Raw genomic sequence first — 24,025 nt, forward strand, 5'->3', positions numbered from 1 at the left:
AGGCGCCGGGCGGATGGGTGTGGGATTACTTCACGGAGTCCGGGCCGAACTCGAGGTAGCCCTTCTCGGCCACTTCCAGCGCATCGGCCACGTAGTAGACTTCCACGTCTTCCGGGAAGCCGTTGGCCAGCGCCATCTTGTGGCTTTCTTCCGTCATCACCAGCGGGGTGTAGAAGTCATAGACCTTCTCAGGCGTTTCGCCCTTGTGGATGCGGTAGGCCATCTGCACGAAGTTCCAGCCCTCGCGGGTGCCCGACAGCAGGATGTCGGCCTTCACGCTGCCGCCTTCCATCTGCTGCAGGATCGGGATGTCGCCGTCATAGCCGAAGAAATCCAGCTCTCGGCCCGAGTTCTGGGCAATGGCGATGGAGGGGTACATATAGGCGTCCGTAACGCCGGAGATGGCGTCCAGATCCTCGAACTGGGTCAGCCAGTTCTCGGCGATGGATTGGGCTTTCACGGTGTCCCAGTCGGCAGGCTGCTCGGCCACGATCTCGACGTTGTCACAGGTGGAGAGGCCTTCCACGATCCCGGCGCGGCGGGCTTCGCCGGAGGGGTTGCCGGCCTGGCCCAGCATGATGCCGACCTTGTAGGGCTCGCCACCAGACAGGGCGCAGATCGCCATGCCCTGGTTCTTGCCGTTTTCAACGTCGCCCAGCGTGAAGCTGTAGTCGGCGCTTTCCATCGGGGAGTGCACGGCGATCCAGGTGATGCCGGCTTCCTGCGCCTTGGCCACCAGCGGCTCGAAGGCGTCGACGTTGATCGCGTTCACGAACATCACGTCGGGCTTTTCGTTGATGGTGGTTTCGGCCTGCAGGATCATCTTCTCAAGGCTGCCCTCGGCAGAGAGCCAGTGGCCGGACACGCTGCCGAATTCCTTGTCGTAGGCAGCGATGGCGTCCTCGAAGCCCTTGAGCCAGGCGACGTGATAGGGCGCGACGTGGCCGTCGTTGATGAAGACGATCTCAAGCGTATCGTCTGCCGCGAAGGCCCCGCCCGCGAGCATCGTGCTGGCGGTGAGGGCGCTGCCCAGAAGGGCCTTTACCTTGGTTGCTTTCATGGTTTCCTCCTCTGAAGGGTTGCCCGCGCCGGTTAAGTTCCTCCACGGCCGGTCACGGATTTGGTGAAAGGGTCAGTGGGCCTCGGCCTGGCGCGATTGCCAGAGCAGCCAGTTGGCCCCGAGCGCGAACAGGATGACCGCGCCCTTGAACACCTGATGCCAGACGTCCTCGACGTTCAGCAGGTTCAGGCTGTTGTTGATGATGCCGATGAACAGCAGGCCCCAGAGCGCGCCGCCGATGGTGCCGCGCCCACCCAGGATCAGCGTGCCGCCGATGATGATCGCAGCGATACCGTCCAGCAGCAGGCCGTTGCCGTCGAGCCCCGGCTGCACGAAGCCCATCCGGGCCGAGAGCATGATGCCGGCAAAGCCCGAGCAGAGTGCGGAGAACATGAAGACGCCGATCTTCATCGCATCGGTGTTGATGCCTGCGAGCTTGGCGTTCTCCTCGCTGTTGCCGAGCGCGATCACGTAGCCGCCCCAGCGGGTGTGGTTGTAAACCACGTAGGCAAGCCCGTAGAGCGCCATCATGAACAGGAAGGACCAGTAGAAGCCCAGAAACTTCCCGGCGCCGATGAAGCGGAAGAAATCGCCGATCAGGAAAATCTGCTGCCCGCGCGGGATGATCAGGCCCGAAAGCCCGGTGGCCATGAACAGCATGCCCAGCGTCACGATGAAGGCGGGCAGCTTGAGCTTGGCGATCAGCACGCCGTTGAAGAGCCCCATCGCGAGCGAGGTGGCGATCACCGCCACGATGCCCAGCCCCACGCCGCCCGTCATGCCGAAGAACACGCCCAGCACGATGGAGAAGAGCACAGCACCCATGCCCATCGAGAGATCGATGTTGCCGGAGACGACAACGAAGAACTGCCCCAGCGCGATCAGGCCGATGGGCACGATCTGGCGCGAGATGGCGCTCATGTTGTCGAGGCTCAGGAACCGCGGGCTGATCATGTAGAAAATCAGGCACAGCGCGATGGTCACGAACACGATGTTGTGCTCGCGGAACAGGCGTCCGAAGTCGGGCATCTGGGGTCCTCCCTCCCCTATGTTCAGGGGCCGATCCGCGCGATTTCCCACAGGGGCGGAGCGGCCGAGAATCGAGTCACCTTTTTGCGTATATAAAAGTAACTTGCGTTAGTGTTGGTTAACGCGCCTCGGAAAGCAAGCCTTTTTAGGCAGGAATCCGGGGCAAAACCCCTTAAATTACGTGCTCAGCGGCCCATCCAGCCGCCGTCGACCGTCAGGATCGTGCCGTGCACATAGGCGGCAGCGTCCGAGGCCAGGAACACGGCCGGTCCGCCGAAATCCTCAGGCGTGCCCCAGCGTCCCGCCGGGATGCGCTCAAGGATGGCCTTGAAGCGGTTTTCGTCGTTGCGCAGGGCCTCGGTGTTGTCCGTCGCGATGTAGCCGGGGGCGATGGCGTTCACGTTCACGCCCTTGCCGGCCCATTCGTTGGCGAAGGCCATGGTGAGCTGGCCGATGCCGCCCTTGGAAGCCGCGTAGCCGGGCACGGTGATGCCGCCCTGGAAGGTCAGCAGCGAGGCGGTGAAGATCACCTTGCCGCTGCCGCGCGCGATCATCTGCTTGCCGATTTCGCGCGTCAGCACGAATTGGGCGGAGAGGTTCACCTCGATCACCTCGTCCCAGATCTCGTCGCCATGTTCGGCGGCCGGGGCGCGTTTGATGGTGCCGGCGTTGTTGATCAGGATGTCGATGCGCGGATGCTCTGCCAGCACCTGCGCGGCAAAGGCGTGCACGCTGGCGCGGTCAGAGAAATCGCAGGCATAGGCGGCGAAGTTGCGGCCCATGGCGCGCACCGAGGCGCCCACCGCCCCGCCGTCCGTCGGTAGAGTGGCGGAGACGGCGATGATGTCAGCCCCGGCGGCGGCCAGCGCTTCGGCCATGCCGCGCCCGATGCCGCGTTTCGCGCCGGTCACGAGGGCTGTCTTGCCGGTGAGGTCAAAGGATTTGGGATCGAACATCAGGCTTGCTCCGCGCTGATCTGGATCAGCGTCTTCATGGAATTGGGCATCTCGGTGAGGGCTTTGAACGCGGCTTCCATCTCGGAGAGCGGGCGCACGTCGGTGATCAGCGCTTCCGCGCCGATGCCTTCGGCCAGCAGCGCGATGGCGGCGTCGAAATCGGAAATTTCATAAGTGCGCGCGCCGATCAGATCGATCTCGCGCCAGAAGAAGCGGAACATGTCGACCTGCGGCTTGCTCGCATGGATGGCGACCATGCAGATCCGCCCGCGCGTGGCGACGGCTTCCGTCATCAGGTCCACACCCGGCTGCGTGCCGGAGACCTCGAAGACAACATCCGCGCCCTTGCCTTGCGTGGCCGCATTGATCGCCTCGGCCACGTTGACTTCGCGCGGATTGAGCACGGCAAAACCCATCTCGCGGGCCAGCGCGAGGCGGTTTTCATTCACTTCCGAAAGCGTGACGCGGGCCCCGGCGCGGCGGGCGCAGAGCGCCACCAGCATGCCGATGGGGCCGCCGCCGATCACCAGAACATCTTCGCCAAGCGCCACGCGAGCGCGGCGCACATCGTGCACGGCCACGGCCAGCGGCTCCACCAGCGCGGCCTGATCCAGCGGCAGGCTGTCGGGGAGCTTGTGGAGCACATGGGCCGGCACCGTCCAGCGCTGCTGGAAGGCGCCATCGGTATCAAGCCCGAGGAAGTTGAGTTTGTGGCAGACATGGATATGCCCCGCCTTGCAGGCCGGGCAGGTGCCGCAATGGGCCAGCGGGCGCACCACGACGGGATCGCCGATCGCAAAGCCTTCAACCCCTTCGCCAATGGCGGTGATGCGGCCCGACATCTCGTGGCCGATCACGCGGTCATTGCCGATACGGGCTTCCATGTGGCCCAGATAGACGTGCAGATCGGTGCCGCAGATCCCGCAGTAGGCGGGGGCCACCTGCACTTCGCCTTTTCCCGGCGCGCGGGGCTCGACCGAGCGGATTTCGAAGCTGCGGTTGCCCCGGTAGTAAGCGGCGTCAAAAGCCATTGTCGTCTCCTTCACGCTGCCGCTGTGCGGCAGGCGGTTTCAAGCTTGTCCCAGTCAAACACCACGCCCGTGCCCGGCACGTCCGGCGCGACGGCGCGGGCGTTTTCCAGCACCAGCGGGCGCGTTGTGTAGTGATCGATCGGGAAGGAATGCACTTCGATCCAGCCCTCGGGCGAGCGGCCCGCCACGAGGCTTACGTGCAGCTCCTGCATCCCATGACTGCAGGCCGGGATGCCGGCGGCGTCGGCCAGATCGGCGGCGCGCATCCAGCCGGTGATGCCGCCGCAGTTGGAGGCATCGGGCTGCAGGAAGGACAGTTTGGACTGCGCCACGGCGTAGCCAAACTCATGCTCGGTGTGCAGGTTCTCACCCATGGCGAGCGGCATGCCGGTGGCCTCGGCGATACGGCTATAGGCTTCGTAATCGTCCGGGATGATCGGCTCTTCGAACCATGTGATGTCGTAGGGGGCGAAGGCGCGGGCGGCCTCGATGGCCTCGGCTTCACTCATCGAATAATTGGCGTCCACCATGAAGGCCACGTCGGGGCCGATGAGTTCGCGCACGGCTTTCACGCGCGCCACGTCCTGCGCCAGTGTCGGCTGGCCGACCTTGATCTTCACGGCGGTAAAGCCCTCGGCCAGATAGCCCCGGATGCTGTCCAGAAGCTTCGGTAGCGGGAAGTTCAGATCGATGCCGCCCCGATAGGCCTTGCACTTGCGCCCCATGCCCCCTGCCATCTGCCAGAGCGCCTTGCCGTCACGCTTGCCGCGCAGATCCCAGAGCGCGATGTCCAGCGCGGAAATGGCGAAACTCGCGATGCCGCCGCGTGCCACGTAATGGACTTGCCACTGCATCGCATCATAGAGCGCCTCGACCTCGGTGGCGTCCTGCCCGGTGAGGAAGGGCACCAGATCATGGGTGAGCATCGCCACGACCGCATGGCCGCCCTTGCCGCCCGTATAGGTGTAGCCCGTGCCCGAAAGCCCGTCCTCGGTGGTGATCGTCGCGGTGATCAGCTCGAAATGGGTATGGGCGCCGTGCTTGGCATCCACCAGCACCTCCGCAAGCGGAACGGGGAAGCGGCGTATCTGGATATCGGTGATCACGGGCATGGGGAGTCCTGCGGTTTTTTGGTAGGACCAAAAAACATATATTGCAGGAGTCAGTCAAATATATTTTCTGAAATCTGCGCTCTGGTCTGGCTAAGTTCAGGTTTGGTCCGGCGTGGGCTGCAACGAAAAAGCGGCCCGCCGAAAGGCGCGCCGCTGGAAAAGTATAGGAAAATTAGGCGATTTGGTCAGACCGGAGCGGGGGCAACCTCTGGCAGGAGCGCCGCGGTGTCGGCCCCGAGGTGCGGGCCAGCCGCGCCCGCGCGCAGCGCCGCGCCGTCGATCCGGATCGGGCAGCGGGTGGTTTCGGCAGCTTCTCCGGAAGGCGATTCGATGCGCTGGAGCGGGTCCAGCGCGGCAAAGCCGTCGGAGGCGGCGAAACCGGGCCAGTCCATCACCGGCGCGCACCAGAAGCCTGCGGGCTCCAGGCGATCCAGCCAGCCCTGCGTCGGCCCGCCCGCCAGCCGCTTAGCCACCAGATCCTTGATCTCGTCACGCCGCACGAAGGCCTCTTCTTGCGCGAAGGTGGCGATTTCCGGGGCCTCCAGCGCCTCGGCGAGCTTGGCGAGCGGGCCCATGGCGACGGCGATATGGCCATCTGCGGTGGGGAAGATGCCATAGGGCGCGGGCTGGTAGGGGTTGGCGTTGCCGAGCGCATGGCGCTCTGGGGCGCGGCGCGCGTCGTTGAGGAAGCAGGTGAATTGCTCAAACGTCATGTCCAGCGCGGCTGAGAGTAGATCCACATCCACGCGCCCGCCCTTGCCCGAAATCCCGCGCCGCACGAGGCAGGCGAGGATGCCCTGCACCAGCAGCCCGGCGGTGGCGACATCGAGCATGGCAAAGCCCGTGGGCACCGGCCCATGGCCCGCATCACCGTTGAGCCAGGCGATGCCCGACAGCGCCTGCACCAGCAGATCCTGCCCCGGCTTGGCCTCCCACGGGCCGCCCGGCCCATAGCCCGACACCGCACCATAAACGATGCCGGGGTTGAGCGCGCGAACGTCTTCATAGCCCAGCCCGATGCGCTCCATCACGCCGGGGCGGAAGTTGTGGATCATCACGTCAGCGCTGCCGATCAGCGCCTTCACGCGGGCCAGATCGCCAGCGTCCTTCAGGTCGGCGGCGACGCTTTTCTTGCCCCGGTTGAAGGTATGGAACACGAGGCTTTCGCCATCCAGCCGTTGATCGTTCACGATCATCTGGCGGCAGGGATCGCCCGCGCCGGGGCGCTCCACCTTGATCACCTCGGCCCCCAGATCCGCGAGCCGCAGCGCAGCGACGGGGCCGGCGAGGTATTGGGCGAAATCCAAAACGCGCAGGCCGGCGAGAGGGCGGTCTTCGGGGGTGAGATCGGGCAGGGGGGGCATGTCAGCGTGTCTCCTGTGCGGCTTTGGCGCGGGCCAGATCGGCCTTGGCAAAGCAGAGCGACATCAGTTCGTTTTCATTGCGCAGGCCTTGGGCGGTGGTCAGATCCATCGCGCCGCGTACGGCGGCTTTGACGGCCTGCGTGGCGTGGGGGGCGTGGTCCGCGATCTGGGCTGCCAGCGCGCGGGCGCGGGGCAGTTCCTCGCCCGGATCCACGAGATATTCCACCATACCGATGCGCGCGGCTTCCTCGGCGTCGAAGCGATCTCCTGTCAGCAAGATGCGCATGGCCTGCCCGTAGCCGCACATGCGTGTCAGGTGTTGCGCCGCGCCGCCCGCACCGTTCCAACCCAGCTGCACCTCCGGCGCGGAGAAGACGGCATCGCGCGCCACGACACGCAGATCGCAGGCCAGCGCGATCTCAAGCCCGCCGCCAAGCGCCCAGCCTTTCACGGCGGCAATTGCGGGTTTGCGTAAGGCGAGGATCGGCGGGATGTAGTCGAAGCGGTTGCGCCAGGCCCAGAAATCCTCGTAGCCCTCCAGCGCCTTCACATCGGAGCCCGCGCAGAAAGCGCGGCTGCCTTCGCCGCGAAAGATCACCACCCGGATCTCCGCATCCGCATCGGCCTGCGCGCAGCACTCGGCAATCTGGCGGTACATCTGCGGCGTCAGCGCGTTGAGCTTGGCCGGGCGATCCAGCGTGATTTCTCCGATCGGCCCATCCTTGTGTAGCCAGACACGGCCTTCGGGCGGGGTGGACATGGGGCGGCTCCTTACATGCGGTCCTCCTGTTTTGCCTAGCATGTAAATTTCAAATATCAAAGTTATTTGTATACTTGCAAAAAAGAGCCAGCTACGGCACACCATCGAAAAGGCCGGAGAAGGAGGGCGCGGCATTGAAGCTTTCAGGAATCACATGGGATCACCCGCGTGGCTATGATCCGGTGGTGGCGGCTTCAGAAGCCTATGCCGAACAGACCGGTGTGGAGATCAGCTGGCAGAAGCGTTCGCTTCAGGCCTTCGCTGATGCACCCATCGCAGAGCTGGCGGAGGCGCATGATTTCATCGTGCTCGATCACCCGCACGTGGGCCAGATCGCGGAAACCGGCGCGCTTTTGCCGTTGCCCGCGCCGGAGGATGATGGCGCGTCGCTCGGCGGTTCGGCGGAGAGCTACCTCTGGCAGGGGCAGTGCTGGGCCTATGCCATCGATGCGGCCTGCCAGATGGCCTGCCACCGCCCCGATCTGGGCGCGCCAGTTGCGAAGGTTTGGGAAGATTTCCTCCGGCCGGAGGCCAAAGCCTTCCGCCCCCTCACGCCGCTGCTGCCGGTGGATGCCTTTGACATGTTCATGACCCTCGTCGCCGGGCGCGGCGGCGCGGTGATGCCTTATGCGCCGCAGCGTTTCGTTTCTGAAGAAAACGGCCTGCATGCGCTCACCGTGTTGCGCGCCCTGTTCGCCCTCGGCCCGTCGGATCAGGTGAAGATGAACCCGATCCACGTGCTGGAAACACTCTCATCCGAGGGCGGCGATTTCGCTGCCTCTCCCTGCCTCTTCGGCTATGTGAACTACGCCCGCCAAGGCTTCCGCGCCCATCCCGTGGCCTATGTCGATCTGCCCGTCTGGCAGGGCTATAAGGGCTCGAAAGCCATTCTGGGCGGCGCGGGCATCGGTGTTTCAGCGCAAACCATAGCCCCGCGGGAGGCCATCGCCTTCGCGCAGTGGCTGGCCACGGAAGCCGTGCAGTCGGGTATCTACCTCGCCGGAAACGGCCAGCCCGCCCACCGGCGCACGTGGTTGGCCCAGCAGGCGCAGGGCGATGCCACGGGCTTCTTCAAGGGCGGTTTCGCCACCATCGACAGCGCCTGGACGCGGCCGCGCGCGCCGTGGTTTTTGGGCTTCGTGGATGATGTTTGCGAGATCATGCCGGATTTCTTCCTGAAAGCGATCCCCTGCGAAACCTTCCTTGCGCAGCTCGATGCGCTGTATCGTCATCATCTGAAAGGGGCCTGAGCCATGCCGATTGCCGTCATCACCGGAGGAAACAAGGGCCTTGGCCTGAGCCAGGCGCGGCGTTTTCTGGACGAGGGCTTTGACGTTCACGTCGTGGCGCGCAGCGCGGGCGAGGTGGAAAGCCTCGGGCCGCGCGTAACTTTCCACGCGTGTGACATCGCGCAGGATCGCGCGGCGGATTGGCTGTCGGCCATCGTTGCCCAGCACGGGCCGATTGCCGCGCTGGTCAACAACGCTGGGGTGCATCTGAAGAAACCGGTGTGGGAGGTCGCCCCCGAAGAGCTTGACCACGTGCTCGACGTGAACCTGCGCGCCATGTTCGCGGCTTGTGGCCGCTACGTGGATTTGCACCGGGAAACCGGGGGCGCGATCGTGAACGTGGCCTCCATGGGGGCCATCATGGCGCTGCCTTCAGCGGCCGCCTATGTGACGGCGAAAACCGCCGTCGTGGGCCTGACCCGCTCCGTTGCGGTGGACGCCGCGCCCTTCGGCATCCGCTGCAACGCGGTGAGCCCCGGCTTCATCGACACCGACATGACCCGCGCGGTGCTGGCCAAGGATCCGGCCCGGCGCGAAAAGATCGAAGGGCGCATTCCGGGCCATGCCTTCGGCACGCCGGAAGACGTGGCCGACGCGATCTTCTATCTCGCCTCTCCCCGCGCCGCCTATGTGAACGGCGTCAACCTGCCTGTGGATGGCGGCTATGCCGTCGGCTTCTGATACGAGGGCCAAGATGCTTCTGAAAACCCGCCTCACCGCCGCGAAAGAGATTGAAACTGCCCCTCAAGCGGAGGGGCGTGACCTTCCTGAAGGCTTCGTGCGCCTGCGGCTGGCCGTGGGCAGCCTCTGCGGCACGGATCTGCATTACTATTCCGATTTCGCCAACGCGGGCTTCGTGCTGAATGGCCCCGTCACGCTGGGCCACGAGGCCTGCGCGCGGGTGGTGGAAGGCGGCAGCAGCGGGCTGGCGGAAGGCACGCTCGTGGCGCTGAACCCGATCATGAACTGCGGCACCTGCCCGGCCTGCGAACGCGGCGAGGTGAACCTCTGCACCGCCAAGAAATTCCCCGGTTCCGCAACCACCGTGCCCCATTGGGACGGCTTCTTTCAGGGCGAGATCCTGCACCCGGCGCGCTGCTGCCGCCCAGTGGGGGATCACGTGAACCCGCGCCACCTGACCTTCGCTGAGCCGATGGCCTGCGCGCTCCATGCGCTGAACAAGGGCGGCGTTGCGGTGGGGCAAAAGGTGCTGATCACCGGCTGCGGCCCGATGGGGCTTCTGGCCATCGCCGCTGCTGCCGCGCGCGGCGTGCATGTCACGGCGCTGGACGTCCGGCCCGAGGCCGTAGAGGCCGCGCTGCGGGTGGGGGCCAGCGAAGGCCTGGTCGCCAGCGAGGTGCCCGACGGCGCGCTGGATCGCCGCTTTGACGTGGCGGTGGAGGCCAGCGGCGCGATCCCGGCCTTCTCGCAATGCCTGAAAGCGGTGCGCCAGAAGGGCCGCGTGGCGATCCTGTCGTCGATCCAGCCCCGCGCGGCAGAGATCCCGCTGCACCTGATCATGGTGAAGGAGATCGAGGTCGTCGGCTCCTTCCAGTTCAATGCGGAGTTCGAGGAAGCCGTGCAGCTGGTGGAATCCGGCGCTGTCGATTTCGACGCGCTCACCGCCTGCACCTATCCGCTGGCCGAGCTGAGCGATGCGCTTGGCACCATGGCCGCCGGGAAAGCGAGCGGGAAGATCCTGATTATCGGTGCCGAATAGCCCCGGGGCCCGGCCCAGTGAGGCCGGGCCGTTTTGTCAGGTGTCTCCCGTCAGGCGTCTTCGGGGATGATCGCGCCCCGGTGGCAGATCACTTTCGCGGCCAGGACATGGCCCGCTTTCGCCGCGTCCAGATCGCTTTGCCCGCGCGCAACGGCGGCAAGGAATCCCGCGTTGAAGCTGTCGCCCGCTGCGGTGCTGTCAATCACCTTTTCCACCTGCGGTAGGCCTTCGGGCGTGTTGCCCGTGGAAAGATCCAGCGGCCCTTCCGCGCCGCGTTTCAGCGCACCGCGATCCACGCCATAACCGCGCAGGCGGGCCACCACGGCCGCGCCATCAGCATCGCCGTAAAGCGCCATTTCATCGTCCACCGAGGGCAGGGCGATGTCGGCCCGCGCCCACATCGCCGCGTTCACCTCGCGCGCCACATCGGCGCTTTCCCAAAGCCTCGGGCGGTGGTTGCTGTCATAGGCGAGCGTGCCGCCGGCGGCCGAGAAGGCCTCGGCCCACGCCATGATCCGCGCGCGCACGGCGGGGGGCAGGATCGCCATGGAGATGCCGGAGATCAGCACCAGATCGTAATCGTTCAGCCGCTCCAGCGGGACGTCGCAAGGCTCGGAGAACAGGGTGCGGGCGGCTGCAGTGGAGCGCCAGTAGCTGAAGGAGCGCTCTCCGTGCTCGTCGGTGTCGATGGCGTAAAGGCCGGGCATCATCTCGGCCCGCCGCTCGATGGCCTCGGTGCCGATGCCATGGCTTTCGATCGCCGAGAGGATGCGCCCCGAATAGGGATCCTGCCCCAGCGCCGTCACGTAGGAGACGCTGGCCCCGGAGCCTTTCAGCCCCCGCGCCATGTAGACGGCGGTGTTGTAGGTATCCCCGGCCACGCCGAGCAGCGCGCTGCCATCCTGCCCGGCGATCAGCTCGATCATCACCTCTCCGACACAGGCGATCTTGCGGATGGGGCGTTTCTGGGCGGTCATTTCTCTCTCCGGGTCTTGGTCTGGCGGGCCGCTGGGCGGCGGGTTTGGTCTGACAAGGGCTGCTTAGCCTAAGGGCGGGGCGAAGGCATGCGAAAAGGGTGCTGCATGCGTGTTGAAAAAGGTGATTTGCGGTGTTGCCGCCACGTTTGCGCAGGGTTTCAGCATGGAAAGCACGTGGGCTGCAGGAATCGGGTGATGGCCCAGAGCAGGGCCACGAGTACGGGCTGGTGCAACAGGTAGATCGCAAGGCTGTGTTGGCCCGGCCAGGCGATGAGCCGGGCCATCCTGCCGGGCTCCGCGCGCGGCCAATCGGCGATGCGCAGCCATTTAGCGGCGGCGATCCCGGCGAAGGCGGGCGCGAGCCAGGGCAGCAGCGGGATGAAATCCAGCGTCGGGCGCGGCGCGGCTAGCAGGCCGGTGAAGCTGAAGATTTCCGGCAGGGCGAGGCTCTTGCCGACCGTGGCCCAGAGCAGCACCACGAGCAGCGCGGCTGCGGCGGCATAGATCGCGGGGCGCGGCACCAGCCAGATGCCCAGAAGGCTGGCGGTAAGGATGCCGTGCAGGATGCCGAAATAGATAAAATCGCGCGGCACGGCGATCAGCGTGGCAAGGCTCACCAGCAGGGCGGCCCCGCCGATCATCAACGCGCGGCGGCGGAAGGCGGGCCAGCGGATGCCCTCGCCATGGGCCAGCACGAGGCTGACACCGGAGAGGAAAAGAAAGCTCCCCGCGATCAGGCGGGAAAACAGCACCCAACCGCCTTCGAGTGTCATCCCCGGCGGGGCGAGGCGGAACATCTCCAGATCGCGGGCGAAGTGAAAGATCACCATGGCGATGATCGCCAGCGTGCGGGCGATGTCGAGCACGGGCAGCCGGGCGGTGTCGGATCCGGCCTCAGTCGAAACGGATACTGACGGCATAAAGGCCATCCATTCCCCCGGTTTCTAGGAGGCGAAGCACGGCGGTGCCTGCATTCGTAAACTCGATTTCTTGCGAGTCTCCTGCCTGCGCGATACGCAAAAGCGCTGCGCCTGTGTCGTCAAAAACAATCGCCGCAATGTTCTCGGGCAGGGTGTCCGCTGCAATTTGCAAAATGGCCCCCTCTGGGACAGCGATCAGGTGATCCTCAATGCCCGCGGAAGGCAGCGTGCCGGAAAGTGTTCCCGCGCCGACCTGTCGCTGTTGATCCGGCGCTACGGCGAGGGTCGTGAGTGCTTCGGGGTCCGCACCAAAATAGGGTGCGAGGAACGCAGCGGAGGCCCAGCCGGCGGTTCCCCCATCGAGGGATTCAACTTCACACCAGCCGCTTGCGGGGCCGCCTGTACCACCGAAGAGGCCACAGTCGATCCTGCGAAGCAGCGTGCCATCTCTCAACCGTGTCACACGCCCGGCTTCTTCGGATGGCTCCAGCCGCAGATTGAGGCTGCCGTTGATTTCTACCGCAAGGAAAGCCGTCTCTGGCAGGGAATGTGGCTCGCTCTGGGCGAATACAACACCCGGAGCCATTGCGACGAGGCTGATCAGGTTTCGCATCAGTTCCGCTCCGGGTTCGCAGGTGGACGGGGCGACGACAGGTTCTCGCCCGTCATGATCACGAAATCGTCGCCAGAGCGGCGATCGGGTGTTGAAGGCAGCTCGGAAACGATGAACGTCAGTCCCGGATGCAGGCGGCCGCGCAGTTTGGCCAGCGCCTCTTTTGGCAGGGCCACCCTGTTCAGCACTTGCTCTTCGTTTCGCAGCGGGTGGCTCGGATCTGGGTGATGGGTGACACCAGACCAGTGCAGGGCACCATCGCGCCCTTGCAATAGCAGCAGCACGTGTTCGCCTACCGGGCCTTCGCCCTCAAATGTAACGGGCCCAGAATAGACCTCGCGCCCGTCTTCCATGATGGTGATGCGGCTGTCGCCCCGTGTCGCCAAAACAGTGGTGATGGGGTAGGGCGGCGTGGCGGTCCAGTCATCAGGACGTTTCTTCTGCGCAAGATCTGCGACTGCGCCTGACAGTTCGTTTTGGTCCAGCGGAGCCAAAACAAGACCCGGGTGCACCAGTTCCCACGCATCAGACGCTGCGCCGGCCACGATCACCGGCGTTCCGATATGAGTGACCGTGAACAGTAGGCGCGAGAATTCAAGCGGCAGACGCAGACAGCCATGAGAGGCCGGGTAGCCCGGAAGATTGCCCGCGTGCATGGCAATGCCATCCCATGTGAGCCGGTTCATGTTTGGCATGGGCGCGTTGTTGTAAGTTGATGAGCGGTGTCGGGCGTCTTTTTGGAGGACGGTGAAAACGCCTGTTGGCGTTTCGTGCCCGGGTCGGCCCGACGAGCAAGTTGAAACGGCGATCCGGATGCCGTTGCGATAGACATGCACGCGCTGCTCAGGCAGCGAAGCGACAACGGCAACCGGCCCCTGCGGCGAGCGTTCCGGATGCCATGTGAAATCGCCCGGCAGCATGTTGTCGACATTGATTTCGGTTTCCGTTGCGCGCAAGGCAGTGCCACTCGCAAAAGTCGCTACCCCGGCGGCCAGTAGCTGTCGTCGTGTCAGCACGGGTGATCCCTTCCTAACGTCCTCGATACCTGTGCTGGGTATGATCGTTGTGGGGCAAGTGAAGTCAACCATTGGGGATGTCTTCCTGACCCCGCCAGCGCCCGCGTTTCAGGCGCAGGTGGAAGGGGGCGAATTTCACCACTTCTTCCACCAGCAGGATCGACAGCGCCCAGCCCGCGGGCCACTCCAGCACCAGCACCACGAAGGCGGTGAGAGGCACTTTCACGAGCCATTGCGTCCAGAGGAACAGCACCATGACGTAAACCGTCTGTCCGCCCGCGCGCAGGGTGTTGCCGCAGATCGCGTTGGAGTTCTTGGGCCACGGGAGCAGCAGGAGCACGGGCAGGAAGCTCAGCAGTGCGGCGCGCGTTGTGTCCTGAAGCGAGGTATAGAGTTGACCGGAGAACAGGATGAGCAGCGCGTAGGCGGCGGCCACGAGGAAGGCCGTGATCATCGCGCCGCGAAAGGCGATGCGCAGGAAGGCGGTGAGCCGTTCACCCCGGATGCCCTGCCCTAGAAGCTGCGCCACCGTCACGCCGGTGGCCTGCGCCCAGGACATGCCGAAGGTGCCCGCCACGTGGATCCATGGCAGGATCAGAGTGAGGGCGGCGAATTGGTACACGTCGTAGCGCGCGTAGATCAGCATGCAGACGCTGGCCGAGGCCTGCGCGCTGAAGAAGGTGGCGGCGACGGGGCTTGAGAAGGCGAGGTTGCGCCTCAGGGCCTGCAGCAGCCCGCCGCCCTCATAGCCCGCGCCGCGCGGCCATTGGCGCAGGTCCGGCAGCACATTGGCCCAAAGGAAGCCCGCGCGCAGGATTGCCGCCGCTGCGCTGCCCCAGGCCGCGCCAGCAAGCCCAAGGGCGGGCAGGGGGCCAACGCCGTGGATCAGGCCGTAGCTGAGCGCCACGTTCACCGGGAGCGCAATCAGATAGCTGTAGAAGGGCACCCGGCTGCGGCCACAGCCGGTAAAATGGGCCGAAAGGCTCTGCCCGGCGGCCTCGGCGATCACCACCAGCACGAAGATCAGCAGGTAGGTGCGCGCGGCGGCCTGAATGGCTTCAGGCTGGCCCGAGGCCGCCAGCACCGGGCCGGTGACAAGGCCGACGATGCTCAGCCCCAGCACGCAGACAGCGGCGCTGATCACGAGGTTGGTGCGAAACACCGTCTGTTGCGCCAGCGCGCGGCCCGAGCCGAAGGCCTGCGCCACGAGGATCTGCCCGGCGTTGGCAAAGGCCGCCTGCGCGCCCAGAAGCAGGCCGGCGATGGCGCTCGCAAGCCCCATCGCCGCGAGGGAGGCCTCCCCGAGCGCGGCGACGAGGAAGGCGTCGATCACCACGATGCCGTGCAGCATCATGGCCCGCAGGGTCATGGGCCAGGTCAGGGCCAGAAGGCCCTGCCACGTGGTAGAGGTCGCGCCCCGGCTCAAGGCTCAAGGATCGACGGCAGCCAGAGCGAAACGGCTGGCACATAGGTCACGAGGATCAGGGCCACGAGGATCGCGAGGTAGAAGGGCCAGATCGATTTCAGCGCCTCCTCGATCTTGATCCGCCCCACGGCGCAGCCCACGAAGAGGCAGGTGCCCACCGGCGGGGTGCAGAGCCCGATGCCGAGGTTGATCAGCATCATGATGCCGAACTGCGTCGGATCCATGCCGAGCCCCTTGGCGATGGGCAGGAAGATCGGCGTGCAGATCAGGATCAGCGCGGCCATGTCCATGATCATGCCCAGAACCAGCAGGATGATGTTGATCATCAGCAGGATCATGATCGGGTTTTCCGAGATCGACACCAGCGCGTAGCTCAGCTTCGCGGGCACCTGATAGAGCGCGAGCAGGTAGGCGAAGGAGCTGGCGAAGGCGATCAGGATCATCACCATGGCGGTTGTCTTCACAGCGCCCACGACGGCGGCGCGGAAAGCCGCAAAGGAGAGGCTGCGGTAGTAGAACTTCGTCAGCAGCACCGCGTAGATCGCGCCAAAGGCGCCGGATTCGGTGACGGTGAAGATGCCCGAGAGCGTACCGCCCACGATGATCACGGCGGTGAAGAAGCCCGGCACGGCGTCCACCGCGGCGCGGCCCACCACGGCCCAGCCGGGGAAGGGCTCTGCCGGGTAGTTGTGCTTGATCGACAGGATCCATGCGGCCACGGCCAGCGCGCAGCACATCAGGACGCCGGGCAGAACGCCCGCGAGGAACAGCTTGGAGACGCTGATCCCGCCGCCAGCGGCCACGGCGAAGATGATCATGTTGTGGCTCGGCGGGATCACGATCCCGGCGATGGAGCTTGTCACTGTCACGTTCACCGCGAAATCGGGGCGGTAGCCGCGCTCTTTCATCACCGGCACCAGAAGCGAGCCGAGGGCCGAAATATCGGCCACGGCGGAGCCCGAGATGCCGCCAAACAGCATGGAAGAGAAGATGTTGACCATCGCCAACCCGCCCTTGAGGTGGCCGACGAGGGCGGAGGCCAGCGTCACCAGCCGTTTGGCGATCCCGCCGTGCAGCATGATCTCACCGGCGAAGACGAAGAAGGGAATGGCCAGCAGCGAAAAGACGGAAACCCCCGCCGTCGCGCGCTGGAAGGTGATCAGCATCGGGAAGCCTTCAAACCAGAAGGCGGCGGCGGCGGCGATGCCCATGGCAAAGGCCACCGGCGCGCCGATCACGACGCCCGCGGCAAAAGTGCCCAGAAGAATAAGAAGTCCCACGCTCAATAGTCCTTGATCGAGTGGTCCGGGGCCCAGTCCCGGAAGGTGAGGATGCGCAGCAGGCCGCGCGTCCCGGCAAAGAGCACGAGCAGCGCGCCCAGTGAGGTGATGGCGGCAGTCCGCACGCTCTCGGGGATGTTCAGCATCGGCAGCATCGTGTCCGCGCCGAATTCCATCAGCGTCGCACCGGCCACGAGCATCACCGCGCCAAAGCCCGCGAGCACGAAATCGATGAAGATCAGCAGGGCTTTCTGGGCCGTCTCCGGCAGCATGTCGCGAAACAGGGTCACGCCGATGTGGGTGTCCTGATGTACGCCCGCGGCGGCGCCCAGAAAGGCGATGTAGCAGATCAGGAGCAGGGCGAGCTGCTCGACCCATGTGGGGGTGACGTTCAGCACGTAGCGGCCGAACACCAGCCAGCCGAAAGTGGCGATCAGCACCACGAGCGCGACAGAGGCGATCAGGATGCAGAGGGAGCAGATCCAGTCGAGCGCCTGCTCGATCCGGCGCACGAGGGGCGAGTCAGCGGTCACGCGCGATCTCCAGATAAAAGGGTTTTGAAACGGAATGGCGGGGCCCGGTTGGGGCCCCGCCGGAGAGACTTTACAGAGATCAGTTGCCCTGGATCAGGTCAACGATCGGCTTCAGGTCCGGGTTGTCGGCGAGGAAGGATTCGTACACCGGAGCCATTGCGGCCTGGAACGGGCCCTTGTCCGCGATCGTGTTGATCTCGGTGCCACCGGCTTGGACTTTCTCAAGGCTCGCGGCTTCACGCTCCTGCCACAGCTTGCGCTGCAGTTCGGCGCTGTTGCGGCCGGCCGTTTTCACGATCTCCTGCTGCTCAGGCGTGAGCTTTTCCCAGGTCTTCAGGCTCATGCAGAGGCATTCCGGGATGATCAGGTGCTCGGTGAGCGAGTAGTATTTCGCCACTTCGAAGTGGTTGGTGGACTCGTACGAGGGCGGGTTGTTCTCCGCACCGTCCACGACACCGGTCTTGATCGACTGGTAGACCTCGGCGAAGGCCATCGGGGTGGCGTTGCCGTCCATGGATTCGACCATCTTCACGAAAAGGTCGTTGCTCATCACGCGCACTTTCAGGCCTTCGACGTCGGCCGGCGTGTTGATCGGGCGCACCGAGTTGTAGAAGGAGCGTGCGCCGGCGTCATACCAGCCCAGCGGCACGATGCCCTTGGCGATCATGCCCTTGCCGATGGCTTCGCCCACTTCGCCGTCCATCATCTCGTACATCTCGGGGATGGAGGGGAAGATGAAGGGCAGGGAAACGACGTTTGTCTCCGGCACGGATTGGCCCATCGGCCCGAGGGAGAATTCGCCGAAATCGATCACGCCGAGGCGGATCTGCTCGATGGCGTCAGGCTGCGAGCCGAGCACGCCGTTGTGGTAGATCTTGCCGGTGATCTCGCCGCCGGTCTTTTCGGTCACTTCGGCCATGAAGGCCTCCATACCGTGAGACACGGGGTAATCTTCGACGTGGATGTTCCAGCCGCGCATGTCGAGCGCGAGCGCGCCGGTGGCGGCGCAGGTCACGGAGACCGCAGCAGCGGTCGCCGCGAGTTTGATTTTGGTGAATGCGTTCATCTTTTTCCTCCCGGTGATGACGTTACGGCCGAGGGGTGAATCCTGTGGGCCGTTTATAGTAGTATGCTAGTATTCAAGTATGCGCCAAGACAAAAATGAACGGTTGGCACGGAGCCTGTTCTGGCATGGCGGGCCGTCCTCCTTTTGGCGCGCTTGATTTGCAAAAGGCATGGGGCAGGTGGGTTCAGCCCCTGAGCCTGCCGGTAATATGCTTGTATGCAAACTTGCATACAAGAAAAAAGTTTACGAATCTAAGAAGCACTGGCCCGCAAACAAAAAAACGGCCGGGAGGCCGGCCGTTTTCGGGAGGTGGGCTGTGTGAGGGGTTAGTCTTCGCTGTCGTCGAAGTAGGCGGCACTGGTGACGCGAATCGCTTCGATCGTATCGTCTAGGCGCGAGAGGTGGCGCATACCGGCCTCCGCAGCAGCTTCCGCGTTGCCGGTTTTTACGGCCGTCGCGATTGCCTCGTGATCCTCTACAAGCTGGGGCATCCGATTCTCTTTCGAGAGCCCGAGCATGCAGAGCCGATCCACCTTTTCCTTCTCCGCGCGAATCACGTCGAAGGCAAAAGGCACGCCCGCGATGTCGCAAAGTGTTTGGTGAAATTCATAGTCCAATCGCGCAAATGCGGCGTGGTCTCTTTCAGCCAGGGCTTTGTTTTGCATTGCTAAACAAGCGTCAAGCTGGTGGCCATCCGCCGGTGTGCAGCGGGCCGAGGCGCGCCGCAGGACCTCTGCTTCAACAGACGCGCGCACGAAGCGCGAGCGTTCGATGGCGGCGGAAGAGAACTTCTTCACTTCTGTCGCTTTCTTCGGACGAATCAGGATCAGGTCCATGTTCGCGAGCCGGTTGAAAGCATCGCGCACCGGCTGGCGCGAGACGCCGAACTGGCTGGCGATATCCGTTTCCGAGATTCGCGTGCCAGGCAGCAGGCGCATTTGGCGGATGTCGTCATAGAGCTGCTCGACGATCCTGTCGACGCTGCTGCGCGTCGTCTGCGCTGTCTCTGCGTTGGCCATGGTGCTTCCTTTCCTGCCGGTCCCACATAGCTGCGGGCCGGGGTCCGATCCAGTGTTTCGCACCCCTCTCGGGCCGCTTTGCGCCGCCTTGGCGCGGGTTTCAAGGATTGCTTGTCGGCAATCTTGTATTTTATCTTGTATACAAGTATTGACGAGCAGAGATTTTTCGTCAAGCCTAAGGGTGAGTAAAGGCGCGGCCAGTGTTGGGCCGCTGGGGAGGAGAATGCTATGTCCGGAGTCCGACTGGACCAAATCGTGAAAGCCTACGGGGGGCTTCAGGTCGTTCATGGGATCGATCTTGAGGTCACGCCCGGCGAGTTTGTCGTGCTTGTGGGGCCTTCCGGATGTGGGAAATCCACCACGCTGCGGATGATCGCCGGATTGGAAGAGATCTCCGACGGTACGCTCACGATCGACGATCGCGTGATGAACGCGATCGCGCCCAAGGACCGCGACGTGGCCATGGTGTTCCAGAACTACGCGCTCTATCCGCACCTGAACGTGGCCGACAACATCGCCTTCGGCCTGCGAATTCGCAAAACCAAGAAGCCCGAGATCGCCGCCGCCGTTCAGGAAGTCAGCGGCATCCTCGGCCTCACCGAATACCTCGAACGCCGCCCGGCGGATCTGTCTGGCGGCCAGCGCCAGCGCGTGGCCATGGGCCGCGCCATCGTGCGCCGTCCCAAGGTCTTCCTCTTTGACGAGCCGCTCTCCAACCTCGACGCCAAGCTGCGTACCGCCATGCGCGCCGAGATCAAGCGGCTGCACAAGCGCCTTGGCGCGACCTCCATCTATGTGACTCACGATCAGGTCGAGGCGATGACGCTCGCCGACCGGATCGTCGTGATGAACGACGGCCGCATCGAGCAGGTCGGCGCGCCGATGGATCTGTTCCTGAACCCGGCCAACACCTTCGTTGCCGGCTTCCTCGGCTCGCCGCCGATGAACATGGTGCAGGCGAAGATCGTGGCGGGCGACACTAGCCCGCGCGCCGAGTTCGGTGGCCAGAGCCTGCAGATCGCCGATCTGCCAGAGCTGCGCGGCCAGACCGGGCGAATCGTGACACTGGGCATCCGGCCCGAATTCGTGACGCTCGCGCCGGATGATCCGGCAGGCGTCGAAGTCTCGGTGGATCTCGTGGAAACGCTCGGCTCCGAAGCATTGGTGCACGCAACACTGGGCGAAAAGCCCTTCGTGATCCGCGCCGAAACCATCGGTCGCACGCTCACCGCTTACGGGGCCACCCGTTTCACCATCCCACCGCACCTCGTGCGGGTGTTTGACGCCGACACGGGCAACGCCCTTGCCGGGCAGGTGAATGTCCAATGACGGATCTGCCGCAAGAAAACGCCCCGCCCCTGCGCAAGGCCCATGCCAAGCCCACCCGGCTTGAGGCGGCTGTCGCGCATTTGAAGCGCGAATGGCAGCTCTACCTGATGCTGGTGCCGATGGTCCTTTGGCTGCTGCTGTTCCTCTACAAGCCGATGTACGGGCTGCAGATCGCTTTCAAGGATTACTCGATTTTCCGCGGCATCCAGGGCAGCCCCTGGGTGGGTCTTGAGCACTTCCAGACGCTGTTTTCGAACGATCAGTTCATCCGCGCCCTGCGCAACACGGTGATCATCAGCTTCTACACGCTGCTCTTCGGCTTTCCCGTGCCGATCCTGCTGGCGCTGATGTTCAACGAGATCCTGCATCGCTTCTTCAAGAAAACATCGCAGACAATTGTCTACCTGCCGCATTTCATCTCCTCGGTGATCATCGCCGGGATCGTGATCACGGCGTTTTCGCCGTCCGCCGGCATCGTGAACACCATGCTCGGCTGGTTCGGGATCGAGCCGATCTACTTCCTGACGAAGCCCGAATGGTTCCGCCCGATCTTCATCGGCACCGGCATCTGGCAGGAGGCGGGCTTCCAATCCATCGTCTACTTGGCCGCCATCGCGGGCGTTTCGCCCACGCTGTATGAAAGCGCAGTGGTGGATGGCGCGAGCCGCTGGCAAATGATGTGGAAGATCACCATCCCCAGCATCCTGCCGACGATCATCATCATGCTGATCATCCGCATCGGCAACATCATGGAAGTCAGCTTCGAGATGGTGATCCTGCTCTACCAGCCGGCCACCTACGAGACCGCCGACGTGGTGAACACCTTCATCTATCGCCAGGGCATCCAGGGCGGCCAATACGATCTGGCCGCAGCGGCCGGCCTGTTCAACGCGGTTGTCGCCTTCGTTCTGGTGGTCGGGGCCAACAGCATCTCCAAGCGCTACTCGCGCACGTCGCTGTGGTGAGAGGAGCAATCAGATGACGAACTTCAATCTCTACAGCCGTGGCGACAAGCTCTTCGTGATCCTGAACATGGTTCTGATCGGCATGTTCACGATCTCCACGCTCTACCCGTTCATCTATATCGCCGCCGTTTCCTTCAGCTCCGGCTTCGAGGCGCGCGCGGGGAACGTGGTCCTCACCCCGGTGGGGGCAACGCTGCAGGCCTACAAGCATGTGCTGAGCCAGGAGATGTTCTGGATCAGCTACAAGAACACCTTCATCTACACCATCGGCGGCACGCTGATGAGCCTGATCATCATCATCCCCGGCGCCTATGCGCTCTCGCGCCCGCAGCTGAAAGGGCGGCGGTTCTGGAACCTGCTGGTGGCCTTCACCATGTGGTTCAACGCCGGGATGATCCCCTTCTTCCTGAACATGCGGGATCTGGGGCTGCTGGACAGCTACTTCGGCATCATCATCGGCTTCGCGGTGAACGGCTTCAACATCATCCTGCTGCGTAACTTCTTTGAGGGCATCCCGCAGAGCTTCGAGGAAGCCGCGCGGATGGATGGAGCGAGCGAGCTGCAGGTGCTGTGGAAGGTCTACATGCCGCTCTCCAAGCCCGCCATCGCAACGGTGTCGCTCTTCTGCATCGTGTCGCGCTGGAACGGCTTCTTCTGGGCCATGGTGCTCCTGCAGGACGAAGAGAAGATCCCGCTGCAGGTCTACCTGCGCCACACCATCGTGACGCTCTCGGACGACAATGAATTCGGGGCCTCGCTGGTGGATGCCGCCTACAGCGTGGAGACAGTGACCGCCGCGATCATCGTCTGCTCCATCATCCCGATCCTGATCGTTTACCCGTTCATCCAACGCTACTTCGAGAAGGGCATCCTTCTGGGCGGCGTCAAAGAATAATCACCATTCGCAACTGGGAGGAAATCATGCGAAATCTGAAACTTGCATCGGTGCTGCTGGCTGGCACCGCCATCACGGGGCCGGCGCTGGCCGACGGCCACCTGCGGATCGTCGACGAGCCGCTTGAACTGACCGTGCAGATGAACCACGCCCGCTATCCGCGTTATGAGGAAAGCTGGCCGGTGGAGAAGATCGCCAGCGAGCTGACGGGCATCCACCTGAAGGATGCCACGGTCGGCGCGAACACCCGCACCGATGAGAACACCGGCAAGACCGAAGCCCTGAACCTGATGCTGGCCACGGGCAACGTGCCCGACATCGTCGGCTCCAGCCGTCTGAAGGACTTCGTGAACCAATACGGCCCTGAAGGTGCCTTCATCGGGCTCAACGATCTGATCGAAGAGCACGCCCCCAACCTGAAGGCCTATCTGGACGAGCGCCCCGAGATCCGCGCCGCGATCCAGGCCGCCAACGGTGAGATGTACTACATCCCCTACCTGCCGGACGGCAAATACGGCCGCGCCTATTTCATCCGCTACGACTGGCTGGATGCGCTGGGCCTTGAGGTGCCGCAGACCGTGGAAGAATTCGAGCAGGTGCTCATCGCCTTCCGCGACAATGACCCGAACGGCAACGGTCTGAAGGACGAGATCCCCTATTTCGCCCGCCAGTGGCCGGAGCTGATCCGCCTCGTCACCCTGTGGGACGGCCGCTCCTCGGGCTCTGACACCTACCACGACTTCTACGTGGACAACGGCGCGCTGAAGCACCCCTACGCCGGTGAGGGCTACCGCGAAGGCATCAAGAACCTCGCCCGCTGGTATGCCGAAGGCCTCGTGGATGCCGAGGTGTTCACCCGTGGCTCCTCTGCCCGCGAATACCTGCTTTCCGAGAACATCGGCGGCGCAACCCATGACTGGTTCGCCTCGACCGCTGGCTACAACGACAGCCTCGCCGAGAAGGTGCCGGGCTTCCAGTTCAAGGCCATGGCCCCGCCCGCCTCGATCTCGGGCAAGCGCATCGAAGAGCATCGCCGTATCCCGATCAAGCCGGACGGCTGGGCCATCGGCTACACCAACGAGCATCCCGTCGAGACGATCAAGTATTTCGACTTCTGGTTCACCGAGGAAGGCCGCCGTCTGGCCAACTTCGGCGTCGAAGGCCAGCAATACACGATGGTCGACGGCAAACCGACCTTCACCGAGGAGTTCCTGACCAACGGCAAGCCGGTGAACAACCAGCTCTACGAGGTCGGCGCGCAGCTGCAATCGCGTGGCTACTTCCAAGATTACGCCTACGAGGAACAGTGGAGCAACAAATACGCTCTGGAAGGCATCGCGCTCTATGACGAGGGCGACTACCTGATCGACCAGTTCCTTGGCGTGGCGCTGAATGCCGATGAGCAGAAGGTCTACGACAAATACTGGGAATCCATCCGCACCTACATGCTGGAACGCCAGCAGGGCTGGGTGCTGGGCAATGGCGATGTGGAAGCCGATTGGGACGAATACATCGCGACGCTCGACAAGATGGGCTACCAGGATGTGCTGGAGGCCATGAACTCCGCCTACAAGCGCCAATACGGCAGCAAGGGCTGAACTCTTTCAAACCCGATAGAGGAGGCCGGTTTCGGCCTCCTCCCCACCCAAACGACTTATCCGCCCA

General features: G+C 64.1%; 23 protein-coding genes. 7 read left to right on the top strand and 16 right to left on the bottom strand.

From position 1 onward, the window contains the following. Positions 1-25: 25 nt before the first annotated feature. The 7 genes from KVX96_RS16670 to KVX96_RS16700 form a co-directional block, all read right to left on the bottom strand. Positions 26-1,060, bottom strand: a complete 1,035-nt coding sequence (locus KVX96_RS16670; RefSeq protein ID WP_261195884.1) for a sugar ABC transporter substrate-binding protein — start codon at positions 1,058-1,060, stop codon at positions 26-28. A gap of 72 nt (positions 1,061-1,132) precedes the next feature. Further along, positions 1,133-2,089, bottom strand: a complete 957-nt coding sequence (locus KVX96_RS16675) for an ABC transporter permease (protein ID WP_261195886.1) — start codon at positions 2,087-2,089, stop codon at positions 1,133-1,135. 185 nt (positions 2,090-2,274) lie between these two features. Continuing rightward, positions 2,275-3,045 carry an SDR family oxidoreductase gene (locus tag KVX96_RS16680; RefSeq protein WP_261195888.1) on the bottom strand — a complete coding sequence of 257 codons (771 nt, stop codon included), beginning with the start codon at positions 3,043-3,045 and terminating at the stop codon, positions 2,275-2,277. Beyond that, positions 3,045-4,076 (bottom strand): zinc-dependent alcohol dehydrogenase, encoded by a 1,032-nt coding sequence (locus KVX96_RS16685; RefSeq protein ID WP_261195890.1) that lies wholly within the window; start codon positions 4,074-4,076, stop codon positions 3,045-3,047. The genes KVX96_RS16680 and KVX96_RS16685 overlap by 1 nt, the downstream gene beginning before the upstream one ends. A gap of 11 nt (positions 4,077-4,087) precedes the next feature. After that, entirely contained in the window at positions 4,088-5,188 is a 1,101-nt protein-coding gene (locus KVX96_RS16690; RefSeq protein ID WP_261195892.1) for a mandelate racemase/muconate lactonizing enzyme family protein, read from the bottom strand. Between the two features lie 185 nt (positions 5,189-5,373). Then, positions 5,374-6,552, bottom strand: a complete 1,179-nt coding sequence (locus KVX96_RS16695; protein WP_261195894.1) for a CaiB/BaiF CoA transferase family protein — start codon at positions 6,550-6,552, stop codon at positions 5,374-5,376. A gap of 1 nt (position 6,553) precedes the next feature. After that, positions 6,554-7,312, bottom strand: coding sequence for an enoyl-CoA hydratase/isomerase family protein (locus tag KVX96_RS16700; protein ID WP_261195896.1), 759 nt, complete (start codon positions 7,310-7,312; stop codon positions 6,554-6,556). 134 nt (positions 7,313-7,446) lie between these two features. Here KVX96_RS16700 and KVX96_RS16705 point away from each other — a divergent pair, with 134 nt between their 5' ends. From KVX96_RS16705 to KVX96_RS16715, 3 genes are read left to right on the top strand one after another with little or no spacing between them, the layout of a single operon-like run. Beyond that, on the top strand, positions 7,447-8,562 hold the full coding sequence (locus KVX96_RS16705; protein ID WP_261195897.1) for an extracellular solute-binding protein: 1,116 nt from the start codon (positions 7,447-7,449) through the stop codon (positions 8,560-8,562). Between the two features lie 3 nt (positions 8,563-8,565). Continuing rightward, complete coding sequence (locus tag KVX96_RS16710; protein ID WP_261195898.1) at positions 8,566-9,282, top strand: SDR family NAD(P)-dependent oxidoreductase; 717 nt, start codon at positions 8,566-8,568, stop codon at positions 9,280-9,282. Between the two features lie 13 nt (positions 9,283-9,295). After that, on the top strand, positions 9,296-10,321 hold the full coding sequence (locus KVX96_RS16715; protein ID WP_261195899.1) for a zinc-binding dehydrogenase: 1,026 nt from the start codon (positions 9,296-9,298) through the stop codon (positions 10,319-10,321). 50 nt (positions 10,322-10,371) lie between these two features. On the opposite strand, the gene KVX96_RS16720 is transcribed toward KVX96_RS16715, so the two are convergent. The 9 genes from KVX96_RS16720 to KVX96_RS16760 all read right to left on the bottom strand — a co-directional run bounded on the left by KVX96_RS16720 (position 10,372) and on the right by KVX96_RS16760 (position 19,171). Continuing rightward, a complete protein-coding gene (locus KVX96_RS16720) occupies positions 10,372-11,298 on the bottom strand; it encodes a sugar kinase (protein ID WP_261195900.1) in 927 nt (308 codons plus the stop codon). Positions 11,299-11,456: 158 nt separating this feature from the next. Next, positions 11,457-12,218 carry a heparan-alpha-glucosaminide N-acetyltransferase gene (locus tag KVX96_RS16725; RefSeq protein ID WP_261195901.1) on the bottom strand — a complete coding sequence of 254 codons (762 nt, stop codon included), beginning with the start codon at positions 12,216-12,218 and terminating at the stop codon, positions 11,457-11,459. After that, positions 12,193-12,831, bottom strand: coding sequence for an SH3 domain-containing protein (locus KVX96_RS16730; RefSeq protein WP_261195902.1), 639 nt, complete (start codon positions 12,829-12,831; stop codon positions 12,193-12,195). The genes KVX96_RS16725 and KVX96_RS16730 overlap by 26 nt, the downstream gene beginning before the upstream one ends. Beyond that, the gene (locus tag KVX96_RS16735; protein ID WP_261195903.1) at positions 12,831-13,919 is read right to left on the bottom strand and encodes a L,D-transpeptidase; all 1,089 of its coding nucleotides are present in this window, start codon (positions 13,917-13,919) and stop codon (positions 12,831-12,833) included. The genes KVX96_RS16730 and KVX96_RS16735 overlap by 1 nt, the downstream gene beginning before the upstream one ends. After that, positions 13,912-15,216: an MATE family efflux transporter gene (locus KVX96_RS16740; protein WP_261195904.1), complete on the bottom strand. Its 1,305-nt coding sequence runs from the start codon at positions 15,214-15,216 to the stop codon at positions 13,912-13,914. The genes KVX96_RS16735 and KVX96_RS16740 overlap by 8 nt, the downstream gene beginning before the upstream one ends. A gap of 53 nt (positions 15,217-15,269) precedes the next feature. After that, positions 15,270-16,553: a TRAP transporter large permease gene (locus KVX96_RS16745; protein ID WP_261195905.1), complete on the bottom strand. Its 1,284-nt coding sequence runs from the start codon at positions 16,551-16,553 to the stop codon at positions 15,270-15,272. A 2-nt stretch (positions 16,554-16,555) separates the two neighbouring features. Beyond that, positions 16,556-17,086, bottom strand: a complete 531-nt coding sequence (locus KVX96_RS16750; protein ID WP_261195906.1) for a TRAP transporter small permease — start codon at positions 17,084-17,086, stop codon at positions 16,556-16,558. Positions 17,087-17,165: 79 nt separating this feature from the next. Continuing rightward, positions 17,166-18,152, bottom strand: a complete 987-nt coding sequence (locus KVX96_RS16755) for a TRAP transporter substrate-binding protein (RefSeq protein WP_261195907.1) — start codon at positions 18,150-18,152, stop codon at positions 17,166-17,168. Positions 18,153-18,478: 326 nt separating this feature from the next. Further along, entirely contained in the window at positions 18,479-19,171 is a 693-nt protein-coding gene (locus KVX96_RS16760) for a GntR family transcriptional regulator (protein ID WP_261195908.1), read from the bottom strand. Positions 19,172-19,399: 228 nt separating this feature from the next. On the opposite strand from KVX96_RS16760, the gene KVX96_RS16765 reads away from it, so the two are divergent. The 4 genes from KVX96_RS16765 to KVX96_RS16780 are packed head-to-tail and all read left to right on the top strand — an operon-like array spanning position 19,400 to position 23,958. Further along, entirely contained in the window at positions 19,400-20,500 is a 1,101-nt protein-coding gene (locus KVX96_RS16765) for an ABC transporter ATP-binding protein (RefSeq protein ID WP_261195909.1), read from the top strand. Continuing rightward, entirely contained in the window at positions 20,497-21,465 is a 969-nt protein-coding gene (locus tag KVX96_RS16770) for an ABC transporter permease (RefSeq protein ID WP_261195910.1), read from the top strand. Before KVX96_RS16765 ends, KVX96_RS16770 begins: the two co-directional genes overlap by 4 nt. 13 nt (positions 21,466-21,478) lie before the next feature. Then, positions 21,479-22,360, top strand: coding sequence for a carbohydrate ABC transporter permease (locus KVX96_RS16775; RefSeq protein WP_261195911.1), 882 nt, complete (start codon positions 21,479-21,481; stop codon positions 22,358-22,360). Positions 22,361-22,386: 26 nt separating this feature from the next. After that, positions 22,387-23,958: an extracellular solute-binding protein gene (locus KVX96_RS16780; RefSeq protein ID WP_261195912.1), complete on the top strand. Its 1,572-nt coding sequence runs from the start codon at positions 22,387-22,389 to the stop codon at positions 23,956-23,958. Positions 23,959-24,025 lie beyond the last annotated feature (67 nt).

It is taken from the genome of Pseudoruegeria sp. SHC-113 (assembly GCF_025376885.1).
Taxonomy (GTDB): domain Bacteria; phylum Pseudomonadota; class Alphaproteobacteria; order Rhodobacterales; family Rhodobacteraceae; genus Pseudoruegeria.

What these genes read in the sequence shown, in the direction of transcription:
- KVX96_RS16670 (WP_261195884.1), bottom strand. Translation starts at nt 1,060, where the DNA reads ATGAAAGCAACCAAGGTAAAGGCCCTTCTGGGCAGCGCCCTCACCGCC.
- KVX96_RS16675 (WP_261195886.1), bottom strand. Translation starts at nt 2,089, where the DNA reads ATGCCCGACTTCGGACGCCTGTTCCGCGAGCACAACATCGTGTTCGTG.
- KVX96_RS16680 (WP_261195888.1), bottom strand. Translation starts at nt 3,045, where the DNA reads ATGTTCGATCCCAAATCCTTTGACCTCACCGGCAAGACAGCCCTCGTG.
- KVX96_RS16685 (WP_261195890.1), bottom strand. Translation starts at nt 4,076, where the DNA reads ATGGCTTTTGACGCCGCTTACTACCGGGGCAACCGCAGCTTCGAAATC.
- KVX96_RS16690 (WP_261195892.1), bottom strand. Translation starts at nt 5,188, where the DNA reads ATGCCCGTGATCACCGATATCCAGATACGCCGCTTCCCCGTTCCGCTT.
- KVX96_RS16695 (WP_261195894.1), bottom strand. Translation starts at nt 6,552, where the DNA reads ATGCCCCCCCTGCCCGATCTCACCCCCGAAGACCGCCCTCTCGCCGGC.
- KVX96_RS16700 (WP_261195896.1), bottom strand. Translation starts at nt 7,312, where the DNA reads ATGTCCACCCCGCCCGAAGGCCGTGTCTGGCTACACAAGGATGGGCCG.
- KVX96_RS16710 (WP_261195898.1), top strand. Translation starts at nt 8,566, where the DNA reads ATGCCGATTGCCGTCATCACCGGAGGAAACAAGGGCCTTGGCCTGAGC.
- KVX96_RS16715 (WP_261195899.1), top strand. Translation starts at nt 9,296, where the DNA reads ATGCTTCTGAAAACCCGCCTCACCGCCGCGAAAGAGATTGAAACTGCC.
- KVX96_RS16720 (WP_261195900.1), bottom strand. Translation starts at nt 11,298, where the DNA reads ATGACCGCCCAGAAACGCCCCATCCGCAAGATCGCCTGTGTCGGAGAG.
- KVX96_RS16725 (WP_261195901.1), bottom strand. Translation starts at nt 12,218, where the DNA reads ATGCCGTCAGTATCCGTTTCGACTGAGGCCGGATCCGACACCGCCCGG.
- KVX96_RS16730 (WP_261195902.1), bottom strand. Translation starts at nt 12,831, where the DNA reads ATGCGAAACCTGATCAGCCTCGTCGCAATGGCTCCGGGTGTTGTATTC.
- KVX96_RS16735 (WP_261195903.1), bottom strand. Translation starts at nt 13,919, where the DNA reads ATGGTTGACTTCACTTGCCCCACAACGATCATACCCAGCACAGGTATC.
- KVX96_RS16740 (WP_261195904.1), bottom strand. Translation starts at nt 15,216, where the DNA reads ATGACCCTGCGGGCCATGATGCTGCACGGCATCGTGGTGATCGACGCC.
- KVX96_RS16755 (WP_261195907.1), bottom strand. Translation starts at nt 18,152, where the DNA reads ATGAACGCATTCACCAAAATCAAACTCGCGGCGACCGCTGCTGCGGTC.
- KVX96_RS16760 (WP_261195908.1), bottom strand. Translation starts at nt 19,171, where the DNA reads ATGGCCAACGCAGAGACAGCGCAGACGACGCGCAGCAGCGTCGACAGG.
- KVX96_RS16765 (WP_261195909.1), top strand. Translation starts at nt 19,400, where the DNA reads ATGTCCGGAGTCCGACTGGACCAAATCGTGAAAGCCTACGGGGGGCTT.
- KVX96_RS16770 (WP_261195910.1), top strand. Translation starts at nt 20,497, where the DNA reads ATGACGGATCTGCCGCAAGAAAACGCCCCGCCCCTGCGCAAGGCCCAT.
- KVX96_RS16775 (WP_261195911.1), top strand. Translation starts at nt 21,479, where the DNA reads ATGACGAACTTCAATCTCTACAGCCGTGGCGACAAGCTCTTCGTGATC.
- KVX96_RS16780 (WP_261195912.1), top strand. Translation starts at nt 22,387, where the DNA reads ATGCGAAATCTGAAACTTGCATCGGTGCTGCTGGCTGGCACCGCCATC.